Raw genomic sequence first — 20974 nt, 5'->3', positions numbered from 1 at the left:
GCCGCTGAACTGCGCAGCCTCGAGGCGAGCCTTCACCGCACCGAGGAAGCGTGCCGCGTCGGCACCGTCGATGATGCGGTGGTCGTACGACAGAGCCAGGTACACGTAGGAGCGGACCGCGATCGCGTCCGTGCCGCCGACCTTGACCAGACCCGGGCGCTTGACGACCGTGCCCGTGCCGAGGATCGCCGACTGCGGCAGGAACACCACGGGCGTGTCGAACAGCGCGCCGCGCGAACCGGTGTTGGTCAGCGTGAACGTGCCGCCGGCGAGCTCGTCGGGCTTCAGCTTGTTGTCGCGGGTGCGTGCCGCGAGATCGGCGATCTCGTGGGCGATCTCGGCGATGTTCTTCGACGCAGCGTCGCGGAGCACCGGCGTGAGCAGACCGCGCTCGGTGTCGACCGCGATCGAGACGTTCTCGGACGCCGGGTAGACGATCTGCTCGCCGTCGACCGTCGCGTTGATGATCGGGAAGGCCTGCAGGGCCTCCGCCGCGGCGAGGGCGAAGAACGGCAGGAAGGACAGCTTGTCGCCGGTCTTCTCGAGGAACGACGCCTTGACGCTGTCGCGGTACTCGGCGAGAGCGGTGACGTCCACCTCGACCACCGTGGTGAGCTGGGCCGTCTGCTGCATCGACTCGACCGCACGCTTGGCGAGGACCTTGCGCAGGCGCGACATCGGCTGGGTGGTCCCGCGCAGCGGCGACACCTCCAGGGGGGCCGGAGCCGGCGTTGCAGCGGCTGCCGGTGCGGCGGTGGCGGTCTCTGCGGCCTTGAGGACGTCCTCCTTGCGGATTCGGCCTCCGACGCCGGTGCCCTTGACCGTGGCCAGGTCCACACCCTGCTGCGCAGCCAGACGGCGCACGAGCGGGGTCACGTAGAGGTTGTCGCTCTCGGTCGGCAGCGACAGCTTGGGGGCCTCCGCCTGCGCGGGCTGTGCCGGAGCAGCGGCCTGTGCGGGCGCTGCGGGGGCCTCTGCCTGCGGAGCGGGAGCAGCGGGCGCCTCGGGCTGTGCAGCCGGAGCCTCGGCCTGCGGAGCCGGAGCGGCGGGCGCCTCGGCCTGCGGAGCGGCAGGAGCTTCGGCCTGCGGAGCAGCGGGAGCCTCGGGCTGGGCTGCGGGAGCAGCACCGGATCCGACGCGTGCCAGCACGGCGCCGACCTCGACGGTCTCGTCCTCGCCGGCGACGATCTCCTGCAGCACCCCGGCGACCGGCGACGGGATCTCGGTGTCGACCTTGTCGGTGGAGATCTCGAGGAGCGCCTCGTCGACCTCGACCGAGTCGCCGACCTGCTTGAGCCAGCGGGTGACCGTGCCTTCGGTGACGCTCTCACCGAGCTCGGGGAGCACGATGTCGGTGGCGTCGCCGGAGGGAGCCGCAGGCGCGGACTCGGCGGGAGCGGAGTCGGCTGGTGCCGGCTGCTCGGCCGCGGGAGCCGTGGCGGGCTCCGGAGCGGCGGGGGCGGCGGCCTCAGCCGGGGCGGCTTCAGCCGCAGCAGGGGCATCGTCGGCCGGTGCCGCACCGCTGCCGTCGCCGATGCGGGCCAGCAGAGCACCGACCTCGACGGTCTCGTCCTCGGCCACGAGGATCTCCTCGATCACGCCGGTGACGGGGGAGGGGATCTCGGTGTCGACCTTGTCGGTCGAGATCTCGAGCAGGCCCTCGTCCGCCTGGACGGTGTCTCCCACCTGCTTGAGCCAGCGGGTGACCGTACCCTCTGTGACGCTCTCACCGAGAGCGGGGAGGACCACGGATGTGCTCATGACTGAGTCTCCTTCAGAAGTTGTATGACGCTTGTCTAGCTTAGTGACTCGGGCACCGGTTGGTGCTCAGAGGGCGTGCAGGGGCTTTCCGGCCAGCGCGAGGAAGGCTTCGCCGAGGGCCTCGCTCTGGGTCGGGTGGGCATGGATGAGCGGCGCGATGTCCTCGGGATGGGCCTCCCACGCGACCGCGAGCTGGCCCTCGGTGATGAGCTCGCCGACGCGATCGCCGAGGAGATGCACACCGAGGACGGGACCGTCCTTGAGGCGGACGACCTTGACGAGGCCGCCCGTGCCGATGATCTCGCTCTTCCCGTTCCCCGCGAGGTTGTACTCGTAGGAGTGGACGGCGTCGGCACCGTGCGCGGTGACCGCCGCCTCCTCCGTGAGACCGACCGAGGCGACCTCCGGGCTCGAGTAGGTGACCTTCGGGATCTGCACGTCAGGGACGTTCACGGGGGAGAGGCCCGCGATGCGCTCGGCGACCGCGATGCCCTGCTGGAACCCGCGGTGGGCGAGCTGGAGGCCGGGGACGATGTCGCCGACCGCCCACACGCCGGGGACGCCGGTGCGGAGGTCGCCGTCCACCGTCACGAACCCGCGGTCCAGGCGCACGCCGGCTTCCTCGAATCCCAGGTCGGCGGTGGCGGGGCCGCGGCCGACGGCGACGAGGAGGTAGTCGGCGGTGAACTCCTTGCCGTCCTCCAGCGTGACCGTGACGGACGAGTCGTCCTGGGTGGCGGTCTGGAAGCGCACGCCCAGGGAGTACTGGATGCCGCGGCGGCGGAACGCACGCTCGAGGCCCTTGCTCATCGCGATGTCCTCGTTCGGGACGAGGTGGGGCAGCGCCTCCACGATCGTCACCTCGGCTCCGAAGGAGCGCCACACGCTCGCGAACTCGACGCCGATCACGCCGCCGCCCAGGACGAGCACCCGCTCCGGGATCACGTCCAGGGCGAGCGCCTGCTCGCTGGTCAGGATCCGTCCGCCGATCTCCAGACCAGGCAGGGAGCGGCTGTACGAGCCGGTGGCGAGGATGACGTCGGCGCCGACATAGACATCGTCGCCGACCGTGACGCTCCGGTCCGCGTTCAGGCGGCCGAGCCCGGCGACCGTCGTGATCCCGCGCGCCTTGACGAGCCCCTCGAGGCCCTTGTACTTCTTCGCGACGATGCCCTCGCGATACGTGCGCACGCCCGCCGGGTCGATCCCGCCGAACGAAGCCGTGACGCCGACCGAGGCGGCGTCACGCACGTGGTCCGCCACCTCGGCGGCGTGCAGCAGCGCCTTCGTCGGGATGCACCCGCGGTGGAGGCACGTGCCTCCCACCTTGTCCTTCTCGATCAGTGCGACGGACTTGCCGAGCTCGCTGGCTCGCAGTGCCGCGGCGTACCCGCCGCTGCCGCCGCCCAGGACGACGATGTCGAAGGTGTGGGTTGTCATGGGTGTCATGCCTCCGGGTGGGATGCTGCTTCGGCGAAGGCGATGATCGATCGGACCATCGCCCCCGTGGGGCCCTTCTCTGTGAAGCCGTAGGGGGCGCCGGCGTGTTCACCGGATCCCGCGATGTCGAGGTGCACCCAGGGGATGCGCGGCGCGTCGTCCGCGTCCGAGGTGCGGCCGACGAAGCGCCGGAGGAAGAGACCGGCGAAGGACGCGCCGCCCATCCGATCTCCCATGTTGGCGTTGATCATGTCGGCGATGGGGGAGTCGAGCGTCTCCTCCATGTAGGCGGGCAGCGGCATGTGCCACGCGGGCTCTCCCGTGCGGGCGGCCGCGGCGAGGAACTCCGCGACCGTCTCGTCGTCGCCGAAGACGCCGGTGTGACGGTGGCCGAGGGCTGCGACGATCGCGCCGGTCAGAGTCGCGACGTCGATGATGACGTCGGGGTTCTCCCGGCTCGCGGCGACCAGACCGTCGGCGAGGACGAGGCGCCCCTCCGCGTCGGTGTTCAGCACCTCGACGGTGGTGCCGTCGAGGATGCGGATGACGTCCCCGGGGCGGAGAGCACGACCGGACGGCATGTTGTCGGTGATGCAGAGCCAGGCGGTCACGCGCACGGGGAGGCGGAGGGCCGCGATGGCGCGGAGGGCGGCGAGGGAGGTCGCGGCACCGGCCATGTCGAACTTCATGCCGACCATCGAAGCCGCCGGCTTCAGGGAGAGTCCGCCGGTGTCGAAGGTGATGCCCTTGCCGACGAGGGCGATGTGCCGCTGCGCGTCCGCCGGCGCGTAGTCGAGGCGGACGAGGCGCGGCGGCCGGTCGGATCCCTGGCCGACGCCGAGGATGCCACCGAAACCCTGTTCCGCGAGAGCACCCTCGTCGAGGATCTCCACGGTGACGTCGAGGTCCGCGACGCTGTCGGCGGCGCTCTGCGCCAGCTGCGCGGGGCTCTGCCACTCGGCGGGCACGTTCACGAGGTCCTTGATGAGAGCGACGGCCTCGCCCGTGGCGTGAGCGCGGGCGATCGTCTCGTCGTCGAGCGGGGCGTGGACGACGACCGCCGTCGCCCGCTTCTTCCTGCCGTTCTCGGCGCGGTAGTCGTCGAAGCGGTAGCCGCCGAGGACGGCACCCTCTGCGGCCGCGGCGGCGTGCTCCTCGAGACCGGCGGCGAGGCCGAGCGCGACGGTGTCGAAGCCGGTCAGGGAGCGGAGAGCCGCGCCGGCTGCGCTCCGTACGGAGGCGTCGTCGACGGTGGAGCCGACGCCGACGCCGACGACGGCGAACGGGAGGGGCGTCACCTCGGGGGCGTAGACCCGAGCGAACGCACCGGCGGCGCCGGTGAAGCCGATGCCCGCCAGAGCGTCGGCGAGACCGGGGTGAGCCGCCAGCGACTCGGCCGACTCGGAGAGATCGGGGACGACGAGCACTGCGGCATCGGCAGCGCTTCCGGGGAACTGATCGGTGGTGTGCGAGAGCACGGGAAGCGTCATGCTCTCCATCCTAGGATCTCCGCCCCGGGGTCGTCGGTCCGCCGGCCGGGGTGTGTTCGCTCTCAGCGAGACACGTCAGAGCCCGGCTCCGGGTGCGGCTCGTAGCATGGAGACATGCCCTTCTCCGGAGAGATCCACGAACGCGTCGCGAACGCCCCCACGGTGCCCCACGGCCTGCCTCTCGTGATGCTGCTCACCGGTTTCACCGACGCGGGCAGTGCGGTGTCGGGGCTCATCGATCATCTGCGGGAGACGACGTCGCCGCAGCCGCTCGCGGTCTTCGACAACGATGTGCTCCTGGATTACCGCGCACGCCGCCCGGTCATCTCCTTCGACCAGGACCACCTTGCCGAGTTCCGCCCGCCCCGTCTGGAGCTCTCCCTCGCCACGGACGCGCTGGGACGCCCGTTCCTGCTGCTCACGGGCTACGAGCCCGACTTCGCGTGGAACGCCTTCGCGGAGACCGTCCTGGATCTCGCTGCGGAGTTCGAGGCCTCGGGACTGCACTGGGTCCACTCGATCGCGATGCCCGTGCCGCACACGCGCCCCATCGGGACGACGGTGAGCGGGAACCGGCGCGACCTCGTCGTGTCGCACTCCGTGTGGCGTCCGCGCACGCAGGTCCCGGCGACCGCGGGTCACCTGCTCGAGTACCGGTTCGCGGAGCGCGGGGAGCGCGTCGTCGGCTTCGTGCTCCTCGTGCCGCACTACCTCGCGGAGACGGAGAATCCGGAGGCGGTCAGTGCAGCGGCGGAGAAGCTCATGGCCTCGACCGGCCTCGTGCTCATGCTCGACGCAGTGCAGGAGCGCCGTGAGGACTACCTCGCCCGAGTCGACGAGCAGGTCGCAGCGAACGACGAACTGCAGCAGATGGTGCACAACCTCGAGCGCCGGTACGACGCCTACATGGCCGGTCGTGACCCCGAGGACGACTCGTACGACGAGGGCGGATTCAGCGAACGCGACCTGCCCAGCGCCGACGAACTCGCGGCCGAGCTCGAGCGCTACCTCGCATCTCGGCCGTCGGGTGACGAGGACAAGCCGGGACGCGGCTGAATCTCTCGCAGCGGATCGGGCGGGAATGCGTCCTCATCGCCATACGTGTGCGATACTAGGAGTCCGACCCGTTGTCAATCAGTGTTTTCGAGCACTGGACTTGACAAGGGTCTTACTAGTGTCCGAAATGTCCCGGGGTCTCCCAGCGGCCCCGTGAAAGGCGAAACGTGACTCCTGCCACGACGAAGAACACGCGGACGAAGAAGGCCGATCAGATCACCGCGGATCCCGAGGTCGAGGACGTCGAAACGACCGAAGCGGCTCCTGCGCCCAAGCGCGCCGCGGCCAAGCGCGCCCCCGCGAAGAAGAAGAAGTCGGACGACGTCGTCGAGGAAGACGACGCCGCCGCAGCCGAGGGCTCCGAGGACGCCGCGGGCGACGAGGAGGAGGACGACGCGAAGCCGGCCTTCACCGAGCCGCTGCCGACCGGCGCGATCGTCATCTCCTCCAAGGACGACGAAGAGGTCCCGGTCTACTCGACCCAGATCACCGGTGCCACGGCCGACCCGGTCAAGGACTACCTGAAGCAGATCGGAAAGGTCGCGCTGCTGAACGCGGCCGAAGAGGTCGAGCTCGCGATGCGCATCGAGGCGGGTCTGTTCGCGGAGGAGAAGCTCTCCGCGATGTCCCCCGCCGAGAAGACGAGCCAGCTCGGACTCGACCTGCAGTGGGTCGCCCGTGACGGCCAGCGCGCGAAGAGCCACCTCCTCGGCGCGAACCTCCGTCTCGTCGTCTCCCTCGCCAAGCGCTACACCGGTCGCGGCATGCAGTTCCTGGACCTGATCCAGGAGGGCAACCTCGGTCTCATCCGCGCGGTGGAGAAGTTCGACTACACCAAGGGCTTCAAGTTCTCGACCTACGCGACCTGGTGGATCCGTCAGGCCATCACCCGCGCCATGGCCGACCAGGCCCGCACCATCCGCATCCCGGTGCACATGGTCGAGGTCATCAACAAGCTCGCCCGCGTGCAGCGGCAGATGCTGCAGGACCTCGGTCGCGAACCCACCCCGGAAGAGCTGAGCCGCGAGCTCGACATGACTCCGGAGAAGGTCGTCGAGGTGCAGAAGTACGGTCGCGAGCCGATCTCCCTGCACACCCCGCTCGGCGAAGACGGAGACAGCGAGTTCGGTGACCTCATCGAGGACACCGAGGCCGTGGTCCCCGCCGACGCCGTGGGCTTCACGATGCTGCAGCGTCAGCTCGAGCAGCTCCTCGACTCCCTCTCCGAGCGCGAAGCCGGCGTGATCCGGATGCGCTTCGGTCTGGGCGACGGTCAGCCGAAGACGCTCGACCAGATCGGTGACACGTTCGGCGTGACGCGTGAGCGCATCCGTCAGATCGAGTCCAAGACGATGGCCAAGCTGCGCCACCCGAGCCGCTCGCAGTCGCTGCGGGACTACCTCGAGTGATGCAGGCGAACGAGGGCAAGGCGCTCGAGACGAGCGTCGACGGAAAGAGCTACGCGCGAATCCCGCTGCGCACCCGCGTCGTGATGCCGGATGACGACCTCGACGCCATCATCACGGAGTACGCGAAGGATGCCGTCCAGCCGGGCGACCTGCTCTTCGTGACCGAGAAGATCGTCGCGATCACCCAGGGCCGGTCGTACCGCTTGGACGAGATCCAGCCGCGGAAGCTCGCGCTGTTCCTGTCGAAGTACGTCACCCGCACGCCGTACGGCATCGGTCTCGGCATGCCCGAGACGATGGAGATGGCGTTGCGGGAGTGCGGTACGCCGCGCATCCTCTTCGCTGCCGCCGTCTCGGCGGTCACCAAGGCCTTCGGGCGCAAGGGCGACTTCTACCGCATCGCGGGGGACAAGGCCCGCGCGATCGACGGACCGACGAAGCACACCATCCCGCCGTACAACGAGGCTGTGGTGCTCGGCCCGAAGGACCCGGACCGCGTCGCGGCGCACCTGAAGACGCTGATCGGAGGCCAGGCCGAGGTGGCGGTGGTCGACATCAACGATCTCGGCGGCAACATCCTCGGCTCCACGCTTGACAAGGCGGGGGAGCTGCGGCTGGTGAAGATCCTCGGTGACAACCCGCTGGGTCAGGGCCTCGAGTCCACGCCGCTCGGCATCGTCCGCGCGGTCTGAACAGCTCGACCCACCCCTTCACGACCGAACCGGCCCCTTGCGTGTGAACGCAAGGGGCCGGTTCGCATGTAAAGGGGTGGCCCGGCGCTTCGACGCGCTCAGCGACCCATGCGGGGTCCCTGAGCCTGTCGAAGGGTGAGCTGTCGAAAGGTCAGAAGCCGATGACCTCGCGGTAGCGCGGCTTGTGCCCGGTACGGATGCCGGTGACGCTGGGCTTGTTTTCGTAGACGCCCGCGCCCCAGTTCCCCTCGACGAGCACGGGGCCGTCCGGGGTCACGACGACGTCCCATCCGACGTACTGCACCTGCGGCACGACCCGGGCGACCTGATCGATGAAGGCGCGCACCTCGTCCATGTAGGGCAGCTGGAAGTCGGCGATGCGGAAGCCCGAGTCCGGGTGGGTCTCGTGCACGTGCCCGTGCGAGTCATAGCCGGCCCCCACGGCGTGCCCGTTCTCGTCGAGCATCGTGTAGAAGCCGCCGAAGGTCATCTGATCGCTCACCGCGCCGCGGCCGAACTTCTGCGCCATTGCGAGGATGTGCGCCTTCTCCCCGTCGAAGAAGGCGGTGATGCGGGTGGTGTTCACGGTCCCGGGGCACACGGCCGCCAGGTCGTCATGCTGGCGGATGACCTCTTCGATCAGCAGCTCGCCGCGGTCGAGGAGACCGCGGTGGAACTCGGTCCAGTCCGTGATGTCGGCGGCGTGATATCGGTGCACACCGGTACCGGCCTGGCCGACCGGCTCTTTCGTGACGATCGTTCCGAGGCGCTCCGTGAGGGCACGGACCTCGTCGGCGTTGCCCTCCTCGACCACCATCCACTCGCGATGCAGATGTGCGGAGAACTTCCGGTTGAACTCGATCTTGTCCTGGAAGATCCAGCGGAAGTCGGGGTGGTCGTACTTCTGCGAGAGCTGGTTGGACACCGGATGCGTCATGTACGTCTCGCGCTCGGCACGGTTGAGCATCGCGAAGTCGTAGTCGATGTAGTCCTGGAAGCCCACGTTGTGGCGGGCCGCCGACCAGAGCATGTCGGCGACGATCGTGGGAACGGGACGGTGGTGCTGTGCCGAGGCCTCCTTCGCCCGTTCGAACACCGAACCGACGTCGATGCGGCGGGCACGGCCGAGGAGATAGCGGATGCGGGGCGCGAGAGAAAGACGAGACATGGAGCTCCGGGTCTAGGGATCGACGTCCCAGTCTACGCGGGGAGCCCCCAGGCTCCTGAGAGCGCGGAAGCTAGGCTGGAGGACGTGTGTGACACGAGTTCGAGTGCGCTTCCGCAGGCGATGATCTCGCGTTCGGCCCTTGCTGCCGGCGCGTCCGCGGCGATCCGGGCCGGGGGCCGCCGTGCCGATCTCCGCCGCGACGCATGGGGGCATGGACTGCTCGCCGTGGCCCACGCGGTGACAGCCGCGGGCGTCGAGGAGGTCCTCGTGGACTCGCCAGGCGAAGTCGAGGCCCTGCGCCTCGAAGGCATCAGCGCCACGACCGTCGGTACGCCCGACGTCGACCCCGTCCTCCTCTACGGGCTGCCGTCCGCGGAGGGAATCCCGGCGACACCTCCGGTCATGCGCCTGGTCGGCCGGGTCATGTCCACCAAGCGCCTGCGCGCGGGGGAGGCTGTCTCCTACGGCTACACCTTCCGGGCCGCAGCGGACACGGAGGTCGCGCTCGTGACGGGCGGCTACGCGCAGGGTGTCGTCCGCTCTCTCGGCAATCATGCCGACGTGGAGATCGCCGGCGCGCTGCGTCCCATCGTCGGACGAGTCGCCATGGACGTCTGTGTGATCGACCTCCAGGGCGCCGCGGCCGAGGTGGGAGACACGGTGACGTTCTTCGGCGGGACCGGCCCCGCATCCGACGCGATCGCCCGCTGGGCCGAGGTCACCGGGATGACGCCCGCGGAGCTCGTGGCCGTCCCCGGTGCTCACGCCGTGCGCGGATGGGAGGCATGATGGGTGGGCCGATGCGACCCGAACTTCGCCTGGACAGCGCCGTCTTCCGCGCGAACATCGCGGCCGTGCGCGACCGACTGGGCGACTCCACGTTGATGCTGGTGCTCAAGGACGACGCGTACGGCCACGGACTCCGCTGGGCGGTGGAGACCGCGCTCGAGGCGGGGGTGACGACGTTCGGCAGCTACGACGTGCGCGGGGGCCTCGACGTCCGGCGCCTCGCAGGCGGGACCGCGTCCGTGTTCGCCTGGGCGACCTCGACCGACGAGGAGATCGACGAGGCGCTCCTGCAGGACATCGAGCTCGGCGTCGGCACGATCGAGTACCTGCGCCGCATCGTCACGCGGGCCGACGTGCTCGGTGTGCGTGCCCGGGTGCATCTCAAGATCGACACCGGCCTCCATCGCAATGGCGTGCGTCCGGAGGACTGGGCGGCGGCCGTTGCCGAGGCGAGGGCGGCCGAGAGCGCGGGCACCCTCGCGCTCGTGGGCGTGTGGAGTCACATCGCGGAAGCGAGCGACGCCGAGGACGACGAGGCCCAGTCCGTGTTCCTCGATGCCGTGCAGCACACCGGGCTGTCCGGAGCTGTGCCGGCGGCCCTGCACCTCACAGCGTCGGCGGCATCCTGGTGGCGTCCGGAACTGCGCGGCACGGTGTCACGGATCGGGGCGTTCTGCTACGGCATCCGTTCGGCGGGCGGCCCGGATCTCGACGGTGTGCACCCGGCGGCACGTCTCGTCGCCCCGGTAATCCGGGTCGACGGCGACGCCGCGGTCGTGGCCGTCGGCAGTCTCGACGGCCTGCCCTCGACGCTGGCCGGCATGACGGTCGGTACCCCGGCCGGCCCCCGCGTGGCGCCCGAGGTCGACCTGGCGACGACGACCGTCGAGGGCTGGCCGGGGATGGCTGTCGGCGACGAGGTGACGATCTTCGGGCCGGGCACGCAGGGGGAGGAGACAGCGACGACCCTCGCCGAGCGGATCGAGACGGTGGGCGAGGAGATCCTCACCCGCCTCGGTCCGCGGATTCGGCGGAGGGTCGTGGAGTGAACCGGCTCGGCCGGTTCAGGCGCTGATCAGACCGTCTCGATGAGACGAGCGGTCTCGTCGTGCCAGCTCGTGGCCACGCTGCGCAGCTTCTCTTCGTACTTGCGGCCGTGGTGGGCGCAGAAGAGCAGCTCGGAGCCGTTGACCTCGGCGGCGATGTAGGCCTGTGCTCCACACGAGTCACAGCGGTCCATCGCAGTCAGGCGGTACTCGACAGCGGAGGTCTCACGTTCGGTCGTTGCATTCATCTCGGGGCCTCCTCGGGTGTCGGCGTCCTTGTTGGTCGTGCTCAATACAACCACGCTGCACCTGGGGGCATGCCCGGTCGACGGCGTGTTTCGCTCAGCGCGTACGCGCACACGCGCGAAGGCGGTGCCGCGGGGAGTGTCTGCGAGGGGCGGGACCGTCCCGCGAATAGACTCGGAGATTGTGAATGCCGAGTACTCCGCCCATCATCTCCAGGTGCTCGAAGGACTCGAAGCGGTCCGCAAGCGCCCCGGCATGTACATCGGCTCGAACGGTTCGCCCGGGCTCATGCACTGCCTCTGGGAGATCATCGACAACTCCGTCGACGAGGCGGTCGCCGGCAACGGCTCCCGCATCGACGTCATCCTCCACGATGACGGCAGCGTCGAGGTGCACGACCGCGGTCGCGGCATCCCCGTCGACGTGGAGCCCCGGACCGGTCTGACCGGCGTCGAGGTCGTCTACACCAAGCTGCACGCCGGAGGGAAGTTCGGCGGCAGCTCCTACGCGGCGTCGGGCGGTCTCCACGGCGTCGGCGCCTCGGTGGTGAACGCGCTCTCCGAGCGCCTCGACGTCGAGGTCGACCGCGGCGGCAAGACCTACGCGATGTCCTTCCACCGCGGCGAGCCCGGCATCTTCCAGGACTCGGGGGAGAAGCGGCCCGATGCGCCCTTCACCCCGTTCGAGGAGAACAGTGAGCTGCGCGTCGTCGGCAAGGCGCCGCGCGGGGTCACCGGTACGCGTGTGCGCTACTGGGCCGACCGTCAGATCTTCACCAAGGACGCCGCCTTCCAGCTCGCCGAGCTCGAGACCCGCGCGCGGCAGACCGCCTTCCTGGTCCCCGGCCTCGAGATCGTGGTCCGCGACGAGCGCGCCGCGAGCGCAATGGTGGGGGAGGACGGCACTCCGACCGGCCCCGTGGAGACCTCGTACCTCTACGAGGGCGGCATCTCCGAGTTCGTGGAGTACCTGGCGGTCGACCCGCCGGTGACCGACACCTGGCGCATCCAGGGAGAGGGCACGTTCACCGAGACCGTCCCGGTCCTGCAGCCCGACGGCCACATGGTGGCGACCGAGGTCGAGCGCGTCTGCGCCGTCGACATCGCCCTGCGCTGGGGCACCGGCTATGACACCCGCATCCGCTCCTTCGTGAACATCATCTCCACGCCGAAGGGCGGCACGCATCAGCAGGGCTTCGAGCAGGAGCTGCTGAAGGTGCTCCGCAGCCAGGTCGAGCAGAACGCGCGTCGGCTCAAGGTCGGCAACGACAAGCTCGAGAAGGACGACGTCCTCGCCGGCCTCACCGCCGTCCTCACGGTCAACGTGCCGGAGCCGCAATTCGAGGGTCAGACGAAGGAGGTGCTCGGCACGCCCGCGGTCCGCCAGATCGTCGCGCAGGTGATGCGCAAGGACCTCCAGCAGCGTTTCACCTCCACCAAGCGCGACGACAAGAGCCAGGCCACGCAGCTGCTCGACAAGATCGTCTCCGAGATGAAGGCGCGTGTGTCCGCACGCGCCCACAAGGAGACGCAGCGCCGCAAGAACGCGCTCGAATCGTCCACCCTGCCGACCAAGCTCGTCGACTGCCGGACGAACGACGTGGAGCGCAGCGAGCTCTTCATCGTCGAGGGCGACTCGGCGCTGGGCACGGCCAAGAACGCCCGCAACAGCGAGTTCCAGGCGCTGCTGCCCATCCGCGGGAAGATCCTCAACGTGCAGAAGGCGTCGGTCGGCGACATGCTGTCCAACGCCGAGTGTGCGTCCATCATCCAGGTGATCGGCGCGGGCTCCGGGCGGACCTTCGACATCGACGCGGCGCGCTACGGGAAGATCATCCTCATGAGCGACGCCGATGTCGACGGAGCGCACATCCGCACGCTCCTGCTCACGCTGTTCTTCCGCTACATGCGGCCGCTCATCGAGCATGGACGCGTGTTCGCCGCCGTGCCGCCACTGCACCGGATCATCGTCATCAACCCTGGCTCGAAGCCGAACGAGACCATCTACACCTACAGCGAGCAGGAGCTGCACGCCCTGCTCGCCAAGCTCCGCAAGGCCGGCAAGCGCTGGCACGAGCCGATCCAGCGGTACAAGGGTCTCGGGGAGATGGACGCGGAGCAGCTCGCGAACACGACGATGGACCGTTCCGGTCGCCTGCTCCGCCGGGTACGGATGGAGGATGCCGAGGCCGCGGGCCGCGTCTTCGAGCTGCTCATGGGCAACGAGGTCGCCCCGCGGCGGGAGTTCATCATCGACTCCGCGGACCAGCTCTCGCGCGAAGCCATCGACGCCTGAGGGCGGCGGGGACGAAGAAGGGGACCCGGCGAGGCCGGGTCCCCTTTCTTGGCGGACGGGTCAGACGAGGGTCCGGCCGATGCTGCCGATGACGCCGTCGATCGGCTGGCCGGAGGCATCGCGGCGCGCTCCGGGCTCGGGGAGCTTGCGCACCGCGCCGGTGGGGTCTACGGCCAGAGCCGGGCGGGGGCCGACCCAGGCGACCGTGAGGCGGTCCTCGCCCTTCAGGAAGGCGTGGGCGCGGACGCCACCGGTCGCGCGGCCCTTGGACGGGTACTCGGTGAACGCCGAGACCTTCGCGCGGCCCGGATCGGTGCCGGGCAGGATGCTCTCCGCGCCGGAGACCGTGGCGACGACGGCGTCGGTGTCCGGGCTGACGGCACCGAAGAAGAGGACCGCGGCGCCGGAGCCGAGCTTGATGCCCGCCATCCCGCCGGCGGGTGCTCCTTGCGGGCGGACCGCCGAGGCCGCGAACCGCAGAAGCTGGGCGTCGGTCGTCAGGAACACGAGGTCGGCGTCGTCCGCCGCGTCGGCCGCACCGACGACCGAGTCTCCGCTCTTGAGGCCGATGACCTCCAGGTCCGGACGCACCGGCAGGGTCGACGGCACGATCCGCTTGACGATGCCCTGCGCGGTGCCGAGGGCGACCGGGGTGTCGCTGTCGAATCGGATGAACCCGACGATGCGCTCGCCCTTGGTCGTGACCCCCAGGTAGTCGCGCAGCGGAGTCCCCGCGGCGAGCTGTACGGAGGTGCCGGGCACCGAGGGCAGATCGACGGGGGAGAAGCGGACGACGCGTCCCGTGCTCGTGAGCGCACCGACCTCACCGCGGACCGTCGTCTCGACGGTCGCGAGGATGGCGTCGTGCTTGCTCCGCCGGGCAGGGGCGGTGAGCTCCTGTCCTTCGCCGAGGTCCACGCGCACGGCGCGCCCCGTCGTCGAGAGGACCACGGTGGTCGGAGCGTCGGCGATCTGCAGATCCACCGCGCCCTTCGTCGCGCGGGGCTTCGGCGGGGCCGCGTTCATCAGCAGGGTGCGACGCGGCGTCCCGTAGGCCTCGGCCACGGCGTCCAGCTCCTGGGCGACGGCGGCACGCAGCAGCGCCGGGCTGGCGAGCAGCTCCCGTAGCGACGCGATCTCCGCGAGGAGGGCGTCCCGCTCCGCCTCGAGCTCGATGCGCGAGAACTTCGTCAGGCGGCGCAGCCGCAGCTCGAGGATGTACTCGGCCTGCGGCTCGCTGAGGTCGAACACGGACCGGAGCCGGGTGCGTGCCTGCTCGGTGTCGTCGGACGACCGGATGACCTGGATGACCTCGTCGATGTCGAGGATCGCGATGAGAAGCCCCTCCACCAGGTGCAGGCGCTCCTCCCGACGGGCGAGACGGTACCGGCTGCGGCGCGTGATGACCTCGATGCGGTGGCCGACGTAGACGCTGAGCATCTCCTTGAGGCCGAGCGTTCGGGGCTGGCCGTCGACGAGCGCGACGTTGTTGATGCTGAAGGAATCCTCCAGCGGCGTGAGCCGGTAGAGCTGCTCCAGGACGGCGTTGGGGTCGAATCCGGTCTTGATGCCGATGGCGACGCGGAGGCCATGGTTGCGATCGGTGAGGTCGGTGACGTCGCTGATGCCCTGGAGCTTCTTCGCCTGCACCGCGTCGCGGATCTTCTCGATCAGACGCTCCGGGCCGACCATGTATGGGAGCTCGGAGACGATGATGCCCGTACGTCGGGGACCCAGCGGCTCGATCGACGTGCGTCCACGGACCTTGAGGGCGCCGCGACCGGTCGCGTAGGCGTCCTTCACGCCGTCGAGCCCCATGAGGATCCCGCCCGATGGGAAGTCCGGCCCGGGGACGTACTCCATGAGGTCCTCGGTGGTGGCGTCCGGGTGCTCGAGGAGGTGGGTCGCCGCGGCGACGACCTCGATGAGGTTGTGCGGCGCCATGTTGGTCGCCATGCCCACGGCGATACCGCTGGCGCCGTTGACGAGCAGGTTCGGGAAGGCCGCAGGCAGGACGGCGGGCTGCTGGAACTGGCCGTCGTAGTTCGGGATGAAGTCGACGACGTCCTCGTCGAGGTTCTCGGTGAGCGACAGCGCGGGGGCGGCGAGGCGCGCCTCCGTGTATCGCGCGGCAGCCGGGCCGTCGTCCAGGGATCCGAAGTTGCCGTGACCGTCGACGAGCGGCACCCGCAGCGCCCACTCCTGGGCGAGGCGGACGAGGGCATCGTAGATCGCGGAGTCGCCGTGCGGATGCAGCTTCCCCATGACCTCGCCCACGACGCGGGCGCTCTTGACGTGGCCGCGGTCCGGCCGCAATCCCATCTCCGCCATCTGGAAGAGGATGCGGCGCTGCACCGGCTTCAGGCCGTCCCTGGCATCGGGGAGCGCACGCGAGTAGATGACGGAATACGCGTACTCGAGGAAGGAGCCCTGCATCTCGTGGGAGAGATCGATGTCCTGGATGCGTTCCTCGACAGGCTCGGGCGGCGGGGTTTTCGGCATGGACTTCCTGAGGGCGTACGGGAGCCTGTGTCAGACTGGCTCGGATGTCCTTCATGCTACCGTCCGCGCCGCCGGGCGCCCGGAGCGTCGTCGGGGTGGCGGACGACCTGTGCGCCGCTCTCCGCGGCGAATCCGCCACGCTGCCCCGCGCCGACGCGGTGGTGCTGGTCGTGATCGACGGCCTCGGTGCGATTAGCCTCCGCGGGCATGCCGGTCACGCGCGGTCGCTGACCGCGTCGATGACGAAGAAGGACATCGCGCAGACGGTCTTCCCGACGACGACGGCCGCCGCGCTGACGAGCCTCACCACCGGCGTGTGGCCGGGAGAACACGGCCTCGTCGGGTACCGGGTCAGGGACCCGAAACGGGATGTCCTCGTGAACCAGCTCAGCGGGTGGGAGACGGACGGCCTCGACCCGCTCACCTGGCAGGCGGCGCCCACCGTCTTCGAGCGCGCGGCAGTCGCCGGGCGGGAGACCTTCGCGGTCGGACTCGCGACCTACGCGCACAGCGGCTTCACCCGCGCCACGCTGAGGGGGGCGACGTTCGTGCCCGCTGCGACGCCGGAGGAACGCGTCGAGGTCGCGTACACGCTGGCCGAGGAGCATCCGGGGTCGCTCGTCTACTGCTACCTCCCCGAGGTCGACAAGGCGGGGCACAAGCACGGTGTCGCCTCTGCCGAGTGGGTGGCGGCGCTGGAGCGGATCGACGGAGCGCTGTCGCTTCGCGTCCCCCCGCGGGTCGGCGTGGTCGTGGCCTCTGACCACGGCATGGTCGACGTCCCGTTCCACCGGCAGGTGGTGCTCGAGGAGCAGCATCTCGGGGGCATCCGTCATGTCGGTGGGGAACCCCGAATGCTGCACCTCTACCGCGAGCCGGACGCCGATGCGGCGCTGGTGACGACGCGTCTGCGCAGCGATCTCGAGGGCGCGGCCGATGTCGTCACCCGAGAGGAGGCGGTCCGGGCGGGCCTCTTCGGTCCGGTCGTGCGCGATGAGGTCCTCGATCGCATCGGCGACGTGTTGGTCATCGCCACCGGAGTGCGCGCGCTCTACGACGGCACCGCCGAGGACCAGCGCAACCGAGGGATGGTGGGACAGCACGGAGCGCTCACGCCTGACGAGACCCGGGTACCGTTCCTGCGGTTCGGGGCCTTCGCCTCCTGACGGGGCCCCGGAACGATCACTCGTCGGTGCGCGCTCCGAAGACGATCTCGTCCCACGACGGCATCGCGTTGCGGCGCCGTCGGCGTCCGCTGCCCTCGCTGTCGCCCGACCCGGGCTGACGCGGTGCGGGTTCCGGAGCCTCGGGCTCGTCGTCCGGCTCCTCGAGCGCGGCGAACAGGGCGATCGGGTCGGAATCCTCCTGGATCTCCTCGACCTCGTGCTCGATCGGCGACGGCTCCCGCTGTCCGCGGCGACGACGCAGGGCCTCGAGGAGGTCCGCGGTCTCCGGGCTCGTCGAGGCGGAGTCGGGAGCGCGGTTGATCGCCGCGTCCTGGACCGCCGGTGCCGAACGCTCGGGCTGCGCCGGCTCCTCCGCCTCCGCGGCGGGCGTCGGCACGAGGCGGGGACCGAAGGCACCCGAATCGAAACGGCTGTCGTCCTTATAGGGCGAGGCGGCACGGTCGGCCTCCACCGCGCGCAGGCGGGGGATGAGTCCCTCCGGGAGTGAACCCTGGCGGGAGAGCTGCGTGGCATCGGCGTTCAGGGGCGAGAGGGCGCTGCGTCGCGGGTCGAAGCTCCAGCGCGCGTCGTGCTCGACGTCGTTGGCGGAGAACTCGAGCTTGATGATCCAGCCGGACTCCTCCTTCCAGCTGGCCCAGCGCTCGGACGATGCGGACACCTCGGCGAGCTTGGCGCGGACCGCAGCTCCGAAGGTGGGCTGCGCGTCCGGCTCGACCTCGCTGCCGATGAGGACGGGCACGGCGAGGGCCTGGCCGATGATGTGCTCGCGCTCGGCGAGGACGGGGCCCTCGAACCGGGCGACGTCGTCGACGCTGATCCCGAGGAGCTCGGCGACCTCCGCGGCGGTGAGACCGGCGCGGATCTGCGCCTGGATATCCCGCGGGCTCGCGGCGAGTTTCTGTGCGGCCGGCTCGGCCTGGCGGGTCGCGCGGCGGATCTCCCGCTGCAGCACCGCGTCGATGGGCAGCGCGAACCGCTCGCCCGCCTCGGTCGCGAGGACGAGCACTCCTGCTTCTGTGCCGACGATGGTGACGTTTTCCATGCGAATGCCCCTCTGATGGGTGTGCGTTCATGGTGTCACGCCGGACGGGCCGGGACAGGGAATACGGCGGGCGTGCCGTGAGTTTGCCCTGTCGCATGGGAGGGCATTTGCGAAACGCCCGCCGGTCATGCAAACTATGGCCGCCGATTACCCGACGGCGCACCCGCCCACTCGCACCATGAAAGTGGAGATTCACCGCATGGCAACCGATTACGACGCTCCCCGAAAGAGTGAAGACGACTCCGAGTCGATCGAAGCCCTCAAGGAGCGTGTGCCGGACAAGCTGTCCGGCACGACCGGAGACGAGGACTCCGACAACCCGTCGAGCTTCGACCTCCCTGGCGCGGACCTCTCCGACCTCGAGCTGGATGTCGTCGTGCTGCCCGCGCAGCAGGACGAGTTCACCTGCATGAGCTGCTTCCTCGTGAAGCACCGCTCGCAGCTCGACCACGAGGGACCCGACGGCCCCATCTGCAAGGAGTGCGCTGCCTGAGCAGCCCTCCGAGCGACGCCCCACGCGCCCCCGACCATCCCGGTCAGGGGCGCGCTGTCGTCTGCGGGGCGGTCAGTCCCGTGCGGCGCGGATGGCCGCGGCGAGGCGGTCGGGGGTGCGGGTCGAGATCGTCCAGGCCACGACGGGGTCGGCCTCATCGGTGTTCGGCACCACGACGACTCCGTCGATGCCGCCGCGGATGAGGTGCCACCCGCGAGCCGGGAGCTCGGGTCCTCTGGCGCTGCGCGCCTCCTCGCCGGTCAGTGCCGTCGGCTCGCCGAGATAGCGCACGTCGATGTGGGCGCGTCCGGCTCGGAGGACGCCGTCCTGCACCGACACCACCGGAGCGAGGGCGAGGGCCGCCACCACGAGGAGCGCCGAGACCGCCGCTCCGAGGAGCAGCGCGAAGGTCGAGCCGACCGGCACGAAGATCAGGGACACCATCGGTCCCGCCAGGGCGATCGTGACCAGCAGCCACAGGCTGGGGGCCAGTCGTTCGTGGTAGCGGGGACGTGCGTCCGTTGCGGGGTTCTGCATTAGCCTCATGGGGTGACCGATTCCGTTGATGTCCCCATTATCGCCGCAGTGGTCCCCGGCTATGCGCATCCGGGCGACGCCGGAGCCGATCTCGTCGCCGCCGAGGCCGTGCGGTTGGAGCCGGGGGATCGGGCTCTCGTACCCACGGGCGTGCGCATCGCGCTGCCCGACGGCTATGCGGCCTTCGTGGTGCCCCGCAGCGGTCTCGCGGCGAAGCACGGCATCTCGATCGTGAACTCGCCCGGCACCGTCGACGCCGGCTACCGGGGAGAGATCAAGGTGAGCCTGATCAACACGGACATCCACAGCGCGTACGATGTCGCCGTCGGCGATCGCATCGCGCAGCTCATCGTGATGCCCGTCACTCGGGCCCGGTTCCTTCCGGTGGACGAGCTGCCGGACAGCGTTCGCGGCGCCGGCGGGTTCGGATCGACCGGCTATCAGGCACAGACCCCCGAGAACGAAGCAGGACAGGCGAAATGACCGACAGCAACGACACCCCCTCCAAGTCGGCGCCGGAGAACCGCGCCACCGAGGGCCCGTTCGACGACTCCGAGGCGAACCCCGTCCGCCCCTACATCGACCTCGGCGGGATCAAGATCCTGCCGCGCGAGGGCCTGAACCTGCGGCTCGAGGTGGAGGAGCAGAGCAAGCGCATCGTGGCGGTCGGGCTCGACTACGCCGAGTCCTCTCTCCAGGTGCAGCCGTTCGCGGCTCCGCGCAGCGGCGGTCTCTGGGATGAGACGCGGGTCCAGCTGCGCGACCAGGTCAAGGCGCAGGGCGGCCGCGTCGAGGAGCGGGAAGGACCGCTCGGCAAGGAGCTCCTCGCCGAGGTCCCCGCGACGGCCAGCGAGGGCTCCGGCCTGCGTCTCGCGCGCTTCATCGGCATCGACGGTCCCCGTTGGTTCCTGCGCGGCGTGATCGGCGGCGCGGCGGCGTCCGACCCCGAGGCCGCGGCGAAGGTCGAGGACCTGTTCCGCTCGATCGTCGTCGTGCGCGGGGGAGCGCCCATGCCGCCGCGCGACCTCATCCCGCTGAAGATGCCGGCGACGCCGGGCTCCGCGTGACCACGCCGGACCCCGAGGAGCCGCGCACGCAGAGCGCGTCGGAGATCCTCGGAGCAGCCCTCGGCGGTGCGGCGCGCAAGGCTGGGCTCGATCCGTCCGAGAACGCGCAGACGCACAAGGTCGTCTGGTCGGCCATGGGCGGCTGGCGCGGGATCCTGGAGTCGGTGCTGCCGAGCCTCGCGTTCGTGATCCTGTTCACCCTCCGGCCGGAACCCCTGCTGCTGCCCCTCGGAGTGTCGGTCGGTCTGGCCGCCGTGTTCACCCTCGTCCGGCTGGTGCAGAAGTCGCCGCCGTCGGCCGCCCTCGGCGGACTGATCGCCGCCGTGGCCGCCGCCGGGCTCGCGCTTTGGACCGGGCGCGCACAGGACAACTTCGTGCCCGGCTTGATAACGAACGCTGCCTACGGCACTGCGATCCTCGTGTCTGCGCTCATCGGCTGGTCTTTGATCGGTCTTGCCGTCGGATTCCTCATGGGGGAGGGGACGGCATGGCGCGCAGACAGGCGGAAGCGCCGCGCGTTCTTCTGGCTCGCAATTGCTTGGGCCGCCTTGTTCTTCGCCCGTCTTGCGGTGCAGCTTCCGTTGTACCTGGCCGAGCAGACGACGGCGCTCGGAACCCTCAAGCTCGTTATGGGGCTGCCGTTGTTCGCGCCGCTGATCGCCGTGACCTGGCTGGTCGTCCGTGCGCTCTATCCCCGCGAGTCGTCGCACGACGACTCCGCGGCGGCGTGATAGATTTATCTCGACATCAAGAT

At 70.0% G+C, this 20974-nt stretch carries 19 protein-coding genes; 11 read left to right on the top strand and 8 right to left on the bottom strand.

The features are described from left to right. The 3 genes from sucB to M4D53_RS15565 all read right to left on the bottom strand — a co-directional run. On the bottom strand, positions 1-1761 hold a 1761-nt coding region (gene sucB, locus M4D53_RS15575; RefSeq protein ID WP_259954914.1), incomplete at its 3' end, for a 2-oxoglutarate dehydrogenase, E2 component, dihydrolipoamide succinyltransferase. Between the two features lie 66 nt (positions 1762-1827). Beyond that, positions 1828-3201, bottom strand: coding sequence for a dihydrolipoyl dehydrogenase (gene lpdA, locus M4D53_RS15570; RefSeq protein ID WP_259954912.1), 1374 nt, complete (start codon positions 3199-3201; stop codon positions 1828-1830). Between the two features lie 5 nt (positions 3202-3206). Further along, entirely contained in the window at positions 3207-4691 is a 1485-nt protein-coding gene (locus M4D53_RS15565) for a leucyl aminopeptidase (protein ID WP_259954910.1), read from the bottom strand. A 114-nt stretch (positions 4692-4805) separates the two neighbouring features. Here M4D53_RS15565 and M4D53_RS15560 point away from each other — a divergent pair, with 114 nt between their 5' ends. The 3 genes from M4D53_RS15560 to M4D53_RS15550 all read left to right on the top strand — a co-directional run bounded on the left by M4D53_RS15560 (position 4806) and on the right by M4D53_RS15550 (position 7848). Next, positions 4806-5747, top strand: a complete 942-nt coding sequence (locus M4D53_RS15560; RefSeq protein ID WP_187661573.1) for a proteasome assembly chaperone family protein — start codon at positions 4806-4808, stop codon at positions 5745-5747. Between the two features lie 167 nt (positions 5748-5914). Further along, a complete protein-coding gene (locus tag M4D53_RS15555; protein WP_187661572.1) occupies positions 5915-7156 on the top strand; it encodes an RNA polymerase sigma factor in 1242 nt (413 codons plus the stop codon). Further along, positions 7156-7848, top strand: coding sequence for a coenzyme F420-0:L-glutamate ligase (locus tag M4D53_RS15550; RefSeq protein ID WP_187661571.1), 693 nt, complete (start codon positions 7156-7158; stop codon positions 7846-7848). Before M4D53_RS15555 ends, M4D53_RS15550 begins: the two co-directional genes overlap by 1 nt. 151 nt (positions 7849-7999) lie before the next feature. Here the strand turns inward: M4D53_RS15550 and M4D53_RS15545 are convergent, their stop codons facing one another. After that, positions 8000-9016, bottom strand: coding sequence for a sugar-transfer associated ATP-grasp domain-containing protein (locus M4D53_RS15545; RefSeq protein ID WP_025103580.1), 1017 nt, complete (start codon positions 9014-9016; stop codon positions 8000-8002). An 84-nt stretch (positions 9017-9100) separates the two neighbouring features. On the opposite strand from M4D53_RS15545, the gene M4D53_RS15540 reads away from it, so the two are divergent. After that, entirely contained in the window at positions 9101-9805 is a 705-nt protein-coding gene (locus M4D53_RS15540; protein WP_232089028.1) for an alanine racemase, read from the top strand. An 11-nt stretch (positions 9806-9816) separates the two neighbouring features. Beyond that, positions 9817-10854: an alanine racemase gene (locus M4D53_RS15535; RefSeq protein ID WP_259954908.1), complete on the top strand. Its 1038-nt coding sequence runs from the start codon at positions 9817-9819 to the stop codon at positions 10852-10854. 26 nt (positions 10855-10880) lie between these two features. On the opposite strand, the gene M4D53_RS15530 is transcribed toward M4D53_RS15535, so the two are convergent. Continuing rightward, positions 10881-11099: a DUF7455 domain-containing protein gene (locus tag M4D53_RS15530; RefSeq protein ID WP_025103577.1), complete on the bottom strand. Its 219-nt coding sequence runs from the start codon at positions 11097-11099 to the stop codon at positions 10881-10883. A gap of 181 nt (positions 11100-11280) precedes the next feature. Between M4D53_RS15530 and M4D53_RS15525 the strand changes: the two genes are divergently transcribed. Beyond that, positions 11281-13392 carry a DNA gyrase/topoisomerase IV subunit B gene (locus tag M4D53_RS15525; RefSeq protein ID WP_396817878.1) on the top strand — a complete coding sequence of 704 codons (2112 nt, stop codon included), beginning with the start codon at positions 11281-11283 and terminating at the stop codon, positions 13390-13392. 60 nt (positions 13393-13452) lie between these two features. On the opposite strand, the gene M4D53_RS15520 is transcribed toward M4D53_RS15525, so the two are convergent. Further along, positions 13453-15894 (bottom strand): DNA gyrase/topoisomerase IV subunit A, encoded by a 2442-nt coding sequence (locus M4D53_RS15520; protein WP_259954907.1) that lies wholly within the window; start codon positions 15892-15894, stop codon positions 13453-13455. Positions 15895-15938: 44 nt separating this feature from the next. On the opposite strand from M4D53_RS15520, the gene M4D53_RS15515 reads away from it, so the two are divergent. Next, the gene (locus M4D53_RS15515; RefSeq protein WP_259954906.1) at positions 15939-17060 is read left to right on the top strand and encodes an alkaline phosphatase family protein; all 1122 of its coding nucleotides are present in this window, start codon (positions 15939-15941) and stop codon (positions 17058-17060) included. 16 nt (positions 17061-17076) lie between these two features. Here the strand turns inward: M4D53_RS15515 and sepH are convergent, their stop codons facing one another. Then, the gene (gene sepH, locus M4D53_RS15510; protein WP_187661566.1) at positions 17077-18123 is read right to left on the bottom strand and encodes a septation protein SepH; all 1047 of its coding nucleotides are present in this window, start codon (positions 18121-18123) and stop codon (positions 17077-17079) included. A gap of 199 nt (positions 18124-18322) precedes the next feature. Between sepH and M4D53_RS15505 the strand changes: the two genes are divergently transcribed. Beyond that, on the top strand, positions 18323-18616 hold the full coding sequence (locus M4D53_RS15505; RefSeq protein ID WP_060921810.1) for a DUF4193 domain-containing protein: 294 nt from the start codon (positions 18323-18325) through the stop codon (positions 18614-18616). 72 nt (positions 18617-18688) lie between these two features. Here M4D53_RS15505 and M4D53_RS15500 read toward each other — a convergent pair whose 3' ends face one another. Further along, positions 18689-19153, bottom strand: a complete 465-nt coding sequence (locus M4D53_RS15500; RefSeq protein ID WP_187661565.1) for a DUF3093 family protein — start codon at positions 19151-19153, stop codon at positions 18689-18691. Between the two features lie 12 nt (positions 19154-19165). Between M4D53_RS15500 and dut the strand changes: the two genes are divergently transcribed. Genes dut through M4D53_RS15485 form a run of 3 tightly spaced genes read left to right on the top strand, consistent with a single transcriptional unit; the run spans position 19166 to position 20951 of the window. After that, on the top strand, positions 19166-19636 hold the full coding sequence (gene dut / locus M4D53_RS15495) for a dUTP diphosphatase (RefSeq protein ID WP_187661564.1): 471 nt from the start codon (positions 19166-19168) through the stop codon (positions 19634-19636). Then, positions 19633-20220: a DUF3710 domain-containing protein gene (locus M4D53_RS15490; RefSeq protein ID WP_060921813.1), complete on the top strand. Its 588-nt coding sequence runs from the start codon at positions 19633-19635 to the stop codon at positions 20218-20220. The genes dut and M4D53_RS15490 overlap by 4 nt, the downstream gene beginning before the upstream one ends. After that, positions 20217-20951 (top strand): DUF3159 domain-containing protein, encoded by a 735-nt coding sequence (locus M4D53_RS15485; RefSeq protein ID WP_259954905.1) that lies wholly within the window; start codon positions 20217-20219, stop codon positions 20949-20951. Before M4D53_RS15490 ends, M4D53_RS15485 begins: the two co-directional genes overlap by 4 nt. Positions 20952-20974: the final 23 nt, after the last annotated feature.

The sequence above is a fragment of the Microbacterium meiriae genome, from assembly GCF_025143875.1.
In the GTDB taxonomy this organism is placed as follows: domain Bacteria; phylum Actinomycetota; class Actinomycetes; order Actinomycetales; family Microbacteriaceae; genus Microbacterium; species Microbacterium meiriae.
This window is presented reverse-complemented; position numbering and strand designations above follow the sequence as displayed.